The organism is Haloarchaeobius marinus, from assembly GCF_051207415.1.
GTDB lineage: Archaea > Halobacteriota > Halobacteria > Halobacteriales > Natrialbaceae > Haloarchaeobius.
Map to the genome: position 1 here is coordinate 828127 of NZ_JBPKGD010000002.1, position 12018 is coordinate 840144.

Annotated in this window: 18 protein-coding genes; 11 read left to right on the forward strand and 7 right to left on the reverse strand. The window is 68.7% G+C overall.

Annotated elements, in window-relative coordinates; all coding sequences use genetic code 11:
• Window positions 1–46: 46 nt before the first annotated feature.
• Entirely contained in the window at window positions 47–607 is a 561-nt protein-coding gene (locus tag ACSC1W_RS10210; protein ID WP_435347212.1) for an NUDIX hydrolase, read from the reverse strand.
• 176 nt (window positions 608–783) lie between these two features.
• Here ACSC1W_RS10210 and ACSC1W_RS10215 point away from each other — a divergent pair, with 176 nt between their 5' ends.
• The 9 genes from ACSC1W_RS10215 to ACSC1W_RS10255 all read left to right on the forward strand — a co-directional run bounded on the left by ACSC1W_RS10215 (window position 784) and on the right by ACSC1W_RS10255 (window position 6185).
• Window positions 784–1476 (forward strand): type 1 glutamine amidotransferase domain-containing protein, encoded by a 693-nt coding sequence (locus tag ACSC1W_RS10215; protein ID WP_435347214.1) that lies wholly within the window; start codon window positions 784–786, stop codon window positions 1474–1476.
• Window positions 1477–1570: 94 nt separating this feature from the next.
• The gene (locus ACSC1W_RS10220) at window positions 1571–1762 is read left to right on the forward strand and encodes a DUF1918 domain-containing protein (protein WP_435347215.1); all 192 of its coding nucleotides are present in this window, start codon (window positions 1571–1573) and stop codon (window positions 1760–1762) included.
• Window positions 1763–1787: 25 nt separating this feature from the next.
• Window positions 1788–2255 carry an RNA-binding protein gene (locus tag ACSC1W_RS10225; RefSeq protein ID WP_435347217.1) on the forward strand — a complete coding sequence of 156 codons (468 nt, stop codon included), beginning with the start codon at window positions 1788–1790 and terminating at the stop codon, window positions 2253–2255.
• Between the two features lie 49 nt (window positions 2256–2304).
• Window positions 2305–3012: an RNase P subunit p30 family protein gene (locus ACSC1W_RS10230; protein ID WP_435347219.1), complete on the forward strand. Its 708-nt coding sequence runs from the start codon at window positions 2305–2307 to the stop codon at window positions 3010–3012.
• A complete protein-coding gene (locus tag ACSC1W_RS10235) occupies window positions 2993–3622 on the forward strand; it encodes a class I SAM-dependent methyltransferase (RefSeq protein WP_435347221.1) in 630 nt (209 codons plus the stop codon). The genes ACSC1W_RS10230 and ACSC1W_RS10235 overlap by 20 nt, the downstream gene beginning before the upstream one ends.
• A 60-nt stretch (window positions 3623–3682) precedes the next feature.
• Complete coding sequence (locus ACSC1W_RS10240; protein WP_435347223.1) at window positions 3683–4039, forward strand: cupin domain-containing protein; 357 nt, start codon at window positions 3683–3685, stop codon at window positions 4037–4039.
• 67 nt (window positions 4040–4106) lie between these two features.
• Window positions 4107–4586, forward strand: a complete 480-nt coding sequence (locus ACSC1W_RS10245; protein ID WP_435347225.1) for an Rpp14/Pop5 family protein — start codon at window positions 4107–4109, stop codon at window positions 4584–4586.
• Between the two features lie 6 nt (window positions 4587–4592).
• Window positions 4593–5378 (forward strand): archaeal proteasome endopeptidase complex subunit alpha, encoded by a 786-nt coding sequence (gene psmA, locus ACSC1W_RS10250; protein ID WP_435347227.1) that lies wholly within the window; start codon window positions 4593–4595, stop codon window positions 5376–5378.
• Between the two features lie 81 nt (window positions 5379–5459).
• On the forward strand, window positions 5460–6185 hold the full coding sequence (locus ACSC1W_RS10255; protein ID WP_435347229.1) for a ribosome assembly factor SBDS: 726 nt from the start codon (window positions 5460–5462) through the stop codon (window positions 6183–6185).
• A 19-nt stretch (window positions 6186–6204) separates the two neighbouring features.
• On the opposite strand, the gene ACSC1W_RS10260 is transcribed toward ACSC1W_RS10255, so the two are convergent.
• Window positions 6205–6732 (reverse strand): GNAT family N-acetyltransferase, encoded by a 528-nt coding sequence (locus ACSC1W_RS10260; RefSeq protein ID WP_435347231.1) that lies wholly within the window; start codon window positions 6730–6732, stop codon window positions 6205–6207.
• Between the two features lie 60 nt (window positions 6733–6792).
• Window positions 6793–7113, reverse strand: coding sequence for an FUN14 domain-containing protein (locus tag ACSC1W_RS10265; RefSeq protein WP_435347233.1), 321 nt, complete (start codon window positions 7111–7113; stop codon window positions 6793–6795).
• Between the two features lie 268 nt (window positions 7114–7381).
• Here ACSC1W_RS10265 and hflX point away from each other — a divergent pair, with 268 nt between their 5' ends.
• Entirely contained in the window at window positions 7382–8674 is a 1293-nt protein-coding gene (gene hflX / locus ACSC1W_RS10270) for a GTPase HflX (protein ID WP_435347234.1), read from the forward strand.
• 52 nt (window positions 8675–8726) lie between these two features.
• On the opposite strand, the gene ACSC1W_RS10275 is transcribed toward hflX, so the two are convergent.
• From ACSC1W_RS10275 to ACSC1W_RS10285, 3 genes are read right to left on the reverse strand one after another with little or no spacing between them, the layout of a single operon-like run.
• Window positions 8727–8864, reverse strand: coding sequence for a hypothetical protein (locus ACSC1W_RS10275; RefSeq protein ID WP_435347236.1), 138 nt, complete (start codon window positions 8862–8864; stop codon window positions 8727–8729).
• Complete coding sequence (moaC, locus tag ACSC1W_RS10280; RefSeq protein ID WP_435347237.1) at window positions 8861–9349, reverse strand: cyclic pyranopterin monophosphate synthase MoaC; 489 nt, start codon at window positions 9347–9349, stop codon at window positions 8861–8863. The genes ACSC1W_RS10275 and moaC overlap by 4 nt, the downstream gene beginning before the upstream one ends.
• Window positions 9346–10779 carry an NAD(P)H-hydrate dehydratase gene (locus ACSC1W_RS10285; RefSeq protein WP_435347239.1) on the reverse strand — a complete coding sequence of 478 codons (1434 nt, stop codon included), beginning with the start codon at window positions 10777–10779 and terminating at the stop codon, window positions 9346–9348. Before ACSC1W_RS10285 ends, moaC begins: the two co-directional genes overlap by 4 nt.
• Window positions 10780–10856: 77 nt before the next feature.
• Between ACSC1W_RS10285 and ACSC1W_RS10290 the strand changes: the two genes are divergently transcribed.
• On the forward strand, window positions 10857–11621 hold the full coding sequence (locus ACSC1W_RS10290) for an aldo/keto reductase (RefSeq protein WP_435347241.1): 765 nt from the start codon (window positions 10857–10859) through the stop codon (window positions 11619–11621).
• 71 nt (window positions 11622–11692) lie between these two features.
• Here ACSC1W_RS10290 and ACSC1W_RS10295 read toward each other — a convergent pair whose 3' ends face one another.
• A complete protein-coding gene (locus tag ACSC1W_RS10295; protein ID WP_435347243.1) occupies window positions 11693–11974 on the reverse strand; it encodes an acylphosphatase in 282 nt (93 codons plus the stop codon).
• Between the last annotated feature and the right edge of the window lie 44 nt (window positions 11975–12018).

Below are 12018 nucleotides of genomic sequence, written 5' to 3' on the forward strand. Positions count from 1 at the left end.
TCGGCCGTGTGCGACGGCGTCTCGTGGGGGACGACGACGGTGACGGTCAGACCGGGAGCGTCCGGTCCCGCCAGTCCACCAGTGAGTCGCGGTCGCGGGTGTCATCGGGGAGCGTCTCGAACCAGCGCGCGGCCGATATCTCGTCGTCGGGGTCGGCGACGTGCGGGTCGTCGGTCTCCGCCCGGGCGGCGTACACCGGGAGGACGCCCTCGACGGACCTGTCGCCGTGGACGACCTCGACGCGGGTGAGTATCGCCAGCCCGTCGTAGGTGGCCTCGACGCCGGCCTCTTCGGCGAGTTCGCGCTCGGCGGCCTCCCGGAACGTCTCGTCCTCGTGGACGCCACCGCCGGGGACGACCCAGAGGTCGACGCCCTCGTGGCGGACGAGCAGTATGTCGGCACTCGGCCGGTAGACGATGGTGTGGGAACCGAAGGGCGCTCCCGACCGGTCGATGCGGCCGACGAGGCGACGGAACCGGTGGCGGCCGACGCGTTCGATGCGTTCGGTCACGACCGCGTCGGGGTGCCGTTCTCGGAGTCGGTGGTACGCCTGCTGGCCCGCCTGGCTGGCACGGCGGGCGCGGTACCAGAGGTCGTCGACGGTCATCGGGTCCGACAGGGTGACGGCGGGCGGTCGACCGCGACGCGACGGGGTGGATGGAGGGAGACGTACATCGTTGGGGTGACCTCGTCGACGGGCCACAAAAAGGTATACGTGGACGATGTCGGCAGTCCGCGCCGGTTCCTCGATTATGAAAGGTCTGGCTACCGTAGGGTCGTTCTATGGTATCAGCACTGTTCGTCGTCAGTCAGGAGGGCTACTGGGCCGAGGAGTGTATCGAACCGTTGGCGACCCTCACCGAGGCGGGCGTCGACGTCGAAGTGGCGACGCCGAACGGCGACCCACCGGTGGTCGACGAGCGCTCGCTCGACCCGGAGAGGGTCGGCGAGGAGTTCGCCGAACACGCGCGTGACGTCATCGAGAACGACGACCGACTCAACGACCCCGAACCGCTTGCGACGGTCGCCGCCGCCGACTACGACGCCGTCGTGTTCCCCGGCGGTCACGGGACCGTCTGGGACATCAACCAGGACCGTCACGCCCGGACGCTGCTGAGCGAGACGGTGGCCGGCGACGACGGCGTCGCACTCGTCGTCTGTCACGCCGTCGGCCTCCTCGGGTTCGCCCACGACGAGGACGGCCGGTACGTCGTCTCCGGCCGCAACGTCACCGGCTTCCCCAACGAGTGGGAGGAGGGCATCGTGGACGAGAACGACGTCCTGCCGGACGGTCGAAAGCTCCCGTACTGGGTCCAGGACGAGGTCGTCGCCGCCGGCGGAGAGTGGGACGCGGAACTCGACCAGGACACCTCGGTGAAGGTCGACGGCGACCTCGTCACCGGCCGCGGGCCGGGGTCGTCGACCGCAGCAGCCGAGACGTTGCTGTCCGAACTCGGCGTCGAGACGACGGCCTGAACGGGCACGAACCGTCCCCTCGTCCGCGCTCGTTCCGGCCGACGTATCGTCCAGAATCAGTCCCTTTTTATCGCAGCCCCGGGTACCACGGAACATGAGCTTCGAGGAAGACGACGTCGTCGTCCTGCACGACAAGCACAGCGAGTTCGACGGCGAGACGGGCACGATCACACAGGTCATGGACACCATGTTCGGCGACGCCACCTACACCGTCAGCTTCGAGGACGGGCAGGAGCAGGGCATCCCCGAGGACCAGCTCGAACTCGTCGACGAGGACGAGGAGTAACGCCCCGACACCGGTCTCTCTCCCAATGTCGTCCGTACCGTTCCACTACGTCGACCTCCGGGCGTTCTGTTACGCGACGGAGGACGAGAAACGCGTCGAGGACGCCCTCCGTCACTTCCTGCCCGAGGAGTTCGAGGTCGACCGGCAGGAGAGCAAGGGCCACCACGGCGACCGCATCGTCGTCTTCTCGGCGCGGGTCGAGAACGCGGACGACGTCCGGCACGTCCTCGCCCGCGTCGCGGAACTCGACGACATCGAGCGACTGCTCGACGAACTGGACGACCGGGTCACCGACAACTGCGAACTGTTCGTGCGACTCGACAAGCAGGCCGCCTTCGCCGGCGAGACGGAACTCGGCGAGGGCATCACCTTCCGTGCGAAGGTAGAGGCGTACCCCGCCAAACGGGAGAAGGCGGTCGTCAACGCCCGCGAGACGCTCGAATCGCTGCTGGCGGAAGCCGACGCCGACGCCGGCGCCGACGCTGACGACTGACCGGCGCGGACCAGAAGCGTAAGGTCACTCCTGGCTGAACGACCAGTCGATGTACGAGGCCGTCCACGCGCACCCAGACGGGGACGCGACCGTCTCTCGGTACGCCCACACCGCCGCCAGTTACGGCTACGACGGGGTCGTCGTCCGGAACCACGGCGACGCCCGCGCCGACTTCGACGCAGACGCCGTCGCCGAGGCGACGGGCGTCGACGTGGTCCGCGGCCTCGAGATTCGTGCGGACGGCCCCTCGCAGGCCAGCGGCTACGTCGGGAACTACCGGCGGCAGTACACCGTGTTGCTCGTCGACGGCGGCACGAAGGCCCTGAACCGGTTCGCCGTCGAGCAAGAGCGCATCGACGTGCTCGCGCATCCGATGGCCGGCGACGGCGACGTGAACCACGTGCTGGCGAAGGCCGCCGCGACCAACGGCGTCCGCCTCGAGTTCGACCTGGGCCGGGTGTGCCGGCTCACCGGCGGCGGCCGGGTGCAGGCGTTCCAGGACCTCCGGAAGCTCCGCGAACTGGTGGAACAGTACGACGTCCCCTACGTCGTCAGCGTCGACCCCACGTCGCACCTCCACCTGCGCGCACCCCGCGAACTCGCGGCCGTCGGCGAGGTCGTCGGCTTCACGGCCGACGCGATACGCGAGGGGCTGGCCGAGTGGGGCCACCTCGCCGAGCGCAACCGCGAGCGCCAGTCCGATTCCTTCATTGAGCCAGGCGTGCGTAGCGGACGGTATGAAGAAGACGATACGTGAGCACGCCGCCCGCTTCGACGACGTCGCCGCCGAGTACGACGACGAGCACAACCAGACCGAGGAGTACCGCGCCTGCGTCTCGCTGGTCCTCGAACACGCCCGCGACGCGCTGACGGGCACCGAGACGGTCCTCGACGTGGGCTGTGGTACCGGCGCCATCGGCCTGTCGCTGGCCGACGACGCCGGCCGCGTCGTCTTCCGGGACATCAGCGAGGGGATGCTCGACGAGGCACGTGGCAAGGCCGAGGCGGCCGGCCTGGAGAACGTCGAGTTCGGCGAGGGTCGCTTCCGTGACCCGAACTACGACGGGCCGGTCCAGGTGGTCGTCTCGAACTTCGCCATGCACCACCTCTCCGACGAGGAGAAGCGCCAGGCCATCCAGGTGCTCGCGGCCCTCGGCCCGGACCGCATCGTCCTCGGCGACGTGATGTTCTTCGGTGAACCGGACCCCGAGGACCCGTTCTACTCGCCGGAGGTCGACGACCCCTCGACGGTCGGCCACCTCGCCGACGCGTTCACCGACGCCGGGTTCGCGCTGACGGCGGTCGACCCGGTCCACGACCAGGTTGGCGTCCTCGTCGCCGAGCGCGTCCAGGACGACGGGTCCTAGTCCGGTCCGCTGGTGGCGACGGTCCAAGAGATACTTATACCTCCTGCCGTTGCAGAGGGCATGCACCGCTTCACGCAGGGGGACCTTGGGGACGACGCGCTCGACGAACTCAGGGAGCGAGTGACCGAGACCGACGACCGGTTCGTCGAACTCCGCCGGGAAGAGACGTTCAGCATGCGGTTCTACAGGGTGACCGACGGGACGGAGGGTCCGCACCGACCGATCGGCGGGGACGGCGTGTACTCCGTCGTCTCGGGGCAGGCCCGCTTCCGGCGCGGGGACGAGACGCACCAGGTCGAGGCCGGCGACGTACTCCACGTCGAACGCGGCGACGACCACCGGTTCGTCGACGTCGAGACGCCGCTGGAGGCGCTGGTCGTCGTCTCGCCACCGGATACCACGGTCGCCGGGGTCTGACCCGGGGACGGACGGACGCGAACTTCGAGCATTTCAATGCGGTACGCGTCGAAGGTCGAACAGGACCGTGAAACACCTCCCGAAGCACATCCGACCGCGGTGGCGCTACCTCGCGGTCGGCCTGGAGTCGACGCCGGACGCCCAGCTGTCGCGTAGCACCTTCCAGCGCGACCTGTGGTACGCGGCGCAGAACCTGCTCGGCGACGCCGGGAGCGCCGACGCCGACTGCACCGTCGTCCGGTTCGACTTCGACGGCGGGACGGGCGAGGCCGTCGTCCGCGCCCGACACGGTCACACGACGCAGGCGCGTGCCGCGCTCGCCTGCCTGGCGAGCGTCGACGGTCACGACGTCGGCCTCCACGTCCGTGGAATCTCGGGGACGATACGGGCGTGTGAAGAAAAGTATTTAGGACGGCCGAGTGAAGCCCCGACCCAGAGAACGGTCGCCTTCGAGGACGAAGACCGGCCAGCGTTCGTGCACGACGACGTCCTCGACGTGCGGGTCGACGGACGGTTCGTCGGCGCGACGCACCTCGATTTCGAGTGATCTACAATGCAAGGACAAGCCTCACAGCAGGCGTACGACCGGGGGATCACCATCTTCTCCCCGGACGGACGTCTCTACCAGGTCGAGTACGCCCGCGAGGCGGTCAAGCGCGGGACGGCGAGTATCGGCGTTCGAACTGACGAGGGGGTCGTGCTGGCGGTGGACAAGCGCATCCGTTCGCCCCTGATGGAGCGGACCAGCGTCGAGAAGATACACAAGGCCGACCGGCACGTCGGCATCGCCAGCGCCGGCCACGTCGCCGACGCGCGACAGCTCATCGACTTCGCACGGCGCGACGCCCAGGTGAACCAGCTCCGGTACGGCGAACCCATCGGCGTCGAGACGCTGACGAAGCACGTCACCGACCACATCCAGCAGTACACGCAGGTCGGCGGTGCGCGCCCGTTCGGCGTCGCCCTCATCGTCGGCGGCATCGACGACGGCGAACCCCGCCTCTTCGAGACCGACCCCTCCGGGACCCCCTACGAGTGGAAGGCGCTCGCAGTCGGTGCCGACCGGAACCAGACCCAGCAGTACCTCGAGGACAACTACGACGACGATGCGGACCTCGACGGCGGCATCGAACTCGCCCTGCGCGCCCTCGGCACCTCGAACGACGACGAACTCGAACCCGAGAGCGTCGGCATGGCGACCATCGACGCCCAGTCCGAGACCTTCGTCGAACTCACCGACGAGGAGATCGGCGAGTACCTCGAGGCGTTCGACCTGCTCCCGTCCGGGGAGGAATCCGGCGACGACGAGGCGGAGGCCGACGACGAGTCCGAGGAGTGACCGCGGCAGGGCACCGCCCCGCGGGTCGGCCGGTCCTCGTCCGGGAAACACCTTTTTAACCGCCCCGCGTAACGTTCGGGTATGATTTCGCTTGACGAAGCGGTGACCGCGCGACTGGAGAGCCACGGCGCGCGGTTCGAGGTACTCGTCGACCCCGACGCGGCGCTGGCCATCAAACGCGGGGAGTTCGAGGGCGACCTCGAGGACGTCATCGCGGCCGAGGACGTGTTCGAGGACGCCTCGCGCGGGGACCGACCGGCCGAGGCCGACCTCGAGGAGGTGTTCGGCACGACGGACCCCCTCGAGATAATCCCCGAGGTCATCGAGCGGGGCGAGATACAGATAACCGCCGAACAGCGCCGCGAGATGCAGGAACAGAAGCGCAAGCAACTGGTGAACAAGATCACCCGGAACGCGGTCAACCCGCAGATGGACGACGCACCGCACCCACCAGAGCGCATCGAGTCCGCGCTGGAGGAGGCGGGGTTCAAGATAGACCCGATGCAACCCGTCGAGAGCCAGGTCGACGACGCGCTGGACATGCTCCGGCCCATCATCCCCATCCGGTTCGACGAGGTGACCGTCGCGGTCCACGTCCCGGCGGACTACGCGGGGAGCACGCAGGCCGAGGTGCGGAACTACGGCGAACTCGAGCGCGAGGAGTGGCAGAACGACGGCTCGTGGATCGGCGTCGTCACCTTCCCCGCGGGGATGCAGAACGACTTCTACGACATGGTCAACGACCGGACGAGCGGCACGGCGGAGACGCGCATCATCAAGGACGAAGACGACATCAGCATGCGCTGACCCGGCCGTCCGGGCGGACTCACTCGAGCGATTTCTCGTAGAAGCACTGGACGAACGGTTCCTCGAACGCCGTCACCTCGACCCGTTCCCGTTCGACGAACCCGTTCGTCTCGTAGAACCGTCTCGCCGCGTCCTGGCGCTCCGTTACGTCGAGCACCAGCGTCTCGTAGCCGCGGTCGGCGGCCCGCCGTTCGAGTTCATCGAGGACCGCCTGGCCGTGTCCACGGCGCTGGTGGGCCGGGTCGACGCGCATCCGTTTCAGTTCGGCCGTTCCGTCCGGCAGGCCGTCGAACACGGCCCTGACGCGGTCGCCGGGCGGGCGGAACGCGCCCATGGCGACGACCCGTCCGTCCACCGTCCCGACGAGGAACTCGCCGTCAGCGTCGAGATACGACGCCGCCACGTCGGTGAGGTCGTCGTCGAGTTCGGCGTCGAACTCGGCGTCGGCGAAGAACGCACCGACGTCGCGCAGGGCCTCTACGTGAAGGGTCCGAACCCGGGCCGCATCGTCGGGTCGATACCGACGAACGTTGCGGTCACTCGTCACACTCGTCGTTCGGACCGTCGTCGATTGAAGGGCGGAGAAAGCGGTCAGTGCTACCGGGAACTATCCTTTCCGGAAGCCGAGCATGAAGCCGCCGGTGAAGCCCACACCGACCGACAGCGTCGAGACGATGGGCTCGATCCAGCCCGTGTTTATATTCTGGGTGTCCTCGGCGACGCTGAGGATGCCGCCGCTGAGTTCGTCCCACTTGACGGTGAGGTACCCCTTCGATTCGAGGAACTTGAACAGCGCCAGTTCGAGACCGACGATCGTCGCGATGATCTTCGCGATCTTCTTGGCCGCGAACCCGATCAACCCACCGATGACGGCCCCTGTACCGAATTCGAGACCGAGTTGTTGCGGGTTCAGTTCGAGTGGTAGCATATACCGACACGTGCACGACATCTGAATAAGTCTTTCGGGCAGATGGAAAGAAGTAGCCACGATGCCGGTGCCATCAGTGTCCAGTCACGTCACCCGCCCCAGCAAGAGATTCAAGAGGCGGGAGTTGTTACGTACTGGTATGAATCGCAGACATGGACGTGTGGTGGAGAACCGGCGAGGTTAGCGTCCCCTGCCTCGCGGGGCGCGCCCCGCGAGGAGCGACATCCGCCCGCCGACGAACCAGTGGCGACGTCGGGGTGACCGCGTCGTGAAGGCCATCGCCGTCAAGCGCGTCGACTCCGGCACGCCAGACACGACGGAGATACGCGAACTCGCACACGCGGCCGGCTACGACGTCGTCGGTGAACTTACCCAGACCCGCACCGCCGACCCGGCGCTCCAGCTGGGCGAGGGGAAGGCCGACGAACTCGCGGCGCTGGCGGCCCGACGCGGCGCGGACACCGTCATCTTCGACAACCGTCTCGGTCCGTACCAGACGTACAACCTCGGCCAGAAACTCCCCGACGGCACCGAGGTGATGGACCGGTTCACGCTCATCCTCGAGATATTCGGCCAGCGCGCACAGACGCGCAAGGCACAGCTCCAGGTCGAACTCGCGGAACTCAGGTACGAACTCCCGCGCGCCGAGGCCAAAGCGAGCCTCGCGAAGCGCGACGAGCACCCCGGGTTCATGGGACTCGGCGAGTACGACGAGAGCCGCGAGCGCGACATCAAGGACCAGATATCGCGCATCCGGGACGAACTCTCCCGCATCGAGCAGACGGAGGCCGACCGGCGCGAGCGACGCCACGAGGCCGGCTTCGACCTCGTCGCGCTCGCCGGCTACACCAACGCCGGCAAGTCGACGCTGTTGCGCCGGCTCGCGGCGGACCTGGACGTGGGCGAGAACGAGGACCTGCACCCGGACCTCGACGCCACCGCGGAGTCCGAGGACCGCCTGTTCACGACGCTCGGGACGACCACCCGACGTGCGGCCATCGACGACCGCGACGTGCTGGTGACCGACACCGTCGGGTTCATCTCCGACCTGCCACACTGGCTCGTGGAGTCGTTCAAGTCCACGCTCGACTCGGTGTACCGTGCAGACCTCGTGCTGCTGGTCGTCGACGTGTCCGAACCGGTCGACGAGATACGCGAGAAACTCGTCACGAGCCACGACACGCTGTACGAGCGCAACGAGGCACCCATCGTCACCGTGCTGAACAAGGTCGACAAGGTGGACGAGGCAGAACTCGAGGAGAAGCGTGCTGCGCTCTCGGCGCTCGCGCCGAATCCCGTCGCGGTCTCCGGCCGCGAGGGAATCGGCATCGACGAGTTGCGCGACCGCATCGTCGGCGAACTCCCCGACTGGGAGCGCGAACGACTCGTCCTCCCGATGACCGACGAGACGATGAGCCTCGTCTCGTGGATACACGACAACGCGAACGTTGAGGACGTGTCCTACGGCGACGAGGACGTGCTGGTCGACTTCGAGGCCCGACCCGCTGTGGTCGAACAGGCCCGGTCGCGGGCGGGCGAACTGTCGACGCCGGTGCAGTAATCCGGTCCCTGCGTTCGCCCCTTCGAACTCGTTTCTCGGCGACGTCCGCCGTTCAGTCCTTCCGACGACGGCCAGCGTCGGCGACCGCGGCCGCCGGTTCCGGGCAGGTCCCGCTCCCGGTGAGTGTCTGCACGACGGGGTGGTCGACGCCGAGCAGAGCGGTCAGGGCGGTGTCGAACCTGCTCGTCACGCCTCGCGTTTCTCCTTCGAGACGACCCGGACCCCCTCGATTTGCGTCTCGGGGTACTGTCCGTCTTCGTCCTTCTCGGCCGCCTTGACCATGTCCCAGACGACGTTCAGGCCGGTCGTGACGCCCTCCAGCGCCTCCATCTCGCACCCGGTCTTGCCCGTCGTCTCCACGGCCACGGTCAGCGTGACGGCGTCCTCGGCCACCTCGAACTCGGTGTCGACGTTCGTCACCGGAATCTGGTGACACATCGGGATGGTCTCCCAGGTGTGCTTGACGGCCTGTATCGCGCCGATGCGGGCCGTCGCCAGCACGTCGCCCTTCTCGACCTCGTCCGCCCGGATGGCCTCGACCGTCGACGCCGTGAGGTGGATGGTCCCCTCGGCGACCGCCCGTCGACGGGTGTCCGGTTTCGAACCCACGTCGACCATCTGTGCGTCGCCGGACTCGTCGACGTGCGTGAGGTCCCGCGACTCGTCCTCGGTCATCGTCTCCTCCACATGGCACGGGGTATCTCGTCCAGCAGGTCGCTCGCGAACAGCCCGTAGCCCTGCTCGTCGACGACGGCGTCCCCGGCGGTGCCGTTGACGTAGGCAGCGATGGCGCCGGCGGTGAGGGGGTCGTGCGTGCTCGCCAGGGCGGCGCAGATGCCGGCGAGCACGTCGCCGGTGCCGCCGACGGTCATGCCGGGGTTCCCGGTGCGACCGACACGGGTCGTCTCGCCGTCGGTCACGACGTCGTAGGCACCCTTGACGAGGAGGGTCTGGCCGAGGTCGGCCGCGAACTCGGCCACGAGGTCTGCGCGCTCCTCCCAGTCGCTGGCGGTCTCACCGCCCATCGCCAGCAGTTCGCCCTGGTGTGGCGTACAGAGCAGGTCGGCGTCCGTGTCGACCTCGGGGACCGCCCGGAGCGCGTCGGCGTCGACGACCGCCCGGCCGTCGTACTCGGACAGGAAGTCCCGGACGGCACCCATCGTCCCCGACGCCCTGCCGAGTCCCGGTCCGAGGAGGACGCAGTCGGCGTCGACGGCCGCGTCGAGCAGTTCGTCGACGTGCGTCGGTCGGAGCAGGTCGCCCGTGAACCCCCGGACGATGAGGCCCTCCTCGTACCCCTGGACGGTGTCGGCGACGTTCGTCGGACAGGCGACCCGCACCAGGTCGGCCCCGGCGCGCATGGCGGCCTGCGCCGAGAGCGCCGGTGCACCGGTGTACGGTCCGCCCCCGACGACGAGAACCTCCCCGAAGTCGCCCTTGTGTGCGTGGGGGTCCCGCGAGAGCGCGAGCAGGTCGCCGCGCTCGACGAACAGTTCCGCCGCGTCCGGGATGCCGATGTCGGCGACGGTGACGGACGCGTCGACCGACTCGAGCCCCGGTTTCTGGTCGTGGAAGGTGACGACGTGGTCGGCGTCGACGGCCACGCCATCGGTCTCGCCGGTGTCGGCGTCGACGCCCGACGGTACGTCGACGGCGACGACGGTCGCCCGGGCGTCGTTGATGGCCGACGCGGCCGTCGCTTCGGGTTCCCGGAGCGCCCCCGTCACGCCAGTCCCGAGCATCGCGTCGACGACCACGTCGGCGGCCGGGAGGTCGACGTCGGCCGAGTCGCGGACCTCGTACGTCTCGTAGTCGGCCCGCCGGAGCGCCTCCCAGTTCTCGCGGGCGATGTCCGTCGTGATGGTCTCGGCGCGCCCGAGCAGGAGCGTCGTCACCTCGAACTCGTCCAGGAACCGGGCGGCGACGAAGCCGTCGCCCCCGTTGTTCCCACGTCCCCCGACGACGGCCACGCTGTCGCCGGACTCTGCTACCTCCCGCACGGTCCGGGCGACGGCGTGTCCGCTCGACTCCATCAACTGCTTTCGCGGCACGCCGAGCGCCTCGGCGTTCACGTCGACCTGGGCCATCCGGTCGCTCGTAATCATGACGGGGTGTTCGGGCGGCGGTGTGGTAAATCCGCGCCCTTCGCAAGGCCTTCGGTGCCGGGGGCGCACGATGGACCATGGACCTGCCACCGGTCGGCCTGGGAACGATGGGCATCGACGACCCGGACGCCATCGCGAGCGCGCTGGACGCCGGGTATCGGCACCTCGACACCGCACAGATATACGAGAACGAGGCGGTCGTCGGCACCGGCATCGACCGGAGCAGCGTCGACCGCGAGGACGTGTTCCTGGCGACGAAGGTGTGGGCGAGCAACCTCGCGCCGGAGGACGTGCTGGCGACGACGCAGGTCAGCCTCGACCGCCTGGGCGTCGACTCGGTCGACCTGCTGTACGTCCACCGCCCCATCGAGGCGTACGACCCGGCGACGACGCTACCGGCGTTCGACGAACTCGTCGACCGCGGTCTGACCGACCACGTCGGCGTCTCGAACTTCACCCGGGACGAACTGGCGACGGCGCGTGACCACCTCGACGCGCCCATCTTCGCCCACCAGGTCGAGTACCACCCGTACTTCCGGACGCCGGACCTGCTCGCGGACAATCGCGCCCACGACGAGCAGGTCGTCGCGTACTCGCCGCTGGCCGGGGGCCGAGTGTTCGAGGACCCGGTGCTGGCGGACATCGCCGAGACCCACGACGCCAGTCCAGCCCAGGTCGCACTCGCGTGGCTCATCCGGACGGACGGCGTCGCGACGATACCGAAGGCCGGGAGCACGGCGCACCAGTCGTCGAATCTCGCCGCCGCCGACCTCGAACTCTCGGACGAGGCGGTCGCGAGGATCGACGCGCTCGACCGCGACCTGGAGCTGTTCCCCGAGTAGTCGACTGGTTCGCGTCGGGCGTCCGTCACCGGCGCGCAGGCGGCCGCACCGGTGACCGGGTCGCTGGCGACTCAGTACCGGATACGGAACCCGTCTTCGCCCTCGGGGTCGCCGTACTCGACCGAAACGTCCTCGACCGCGGCCCTCGGCGACCCCTCGTTGCACCATTCGACCATCGCCTCGACGGCGTCCTCTGGCCCCTCGAACACGGCCTCCACCCGGCCGTCGTCCAGGTTGCGGACCCAGCCGTCGACGCCGAACTCGCCGGCAGCCTCCTCGGTGTTCGCCCGGTAGTAGACGCCCTGTACGCGGCCGGAGACGAAGACGTGTGCGCGGGTTCGCGTCTCGCTCATGGCGCAGTGTGCGGTCGCCACGATGAAAACGGTGCCCCCGACCT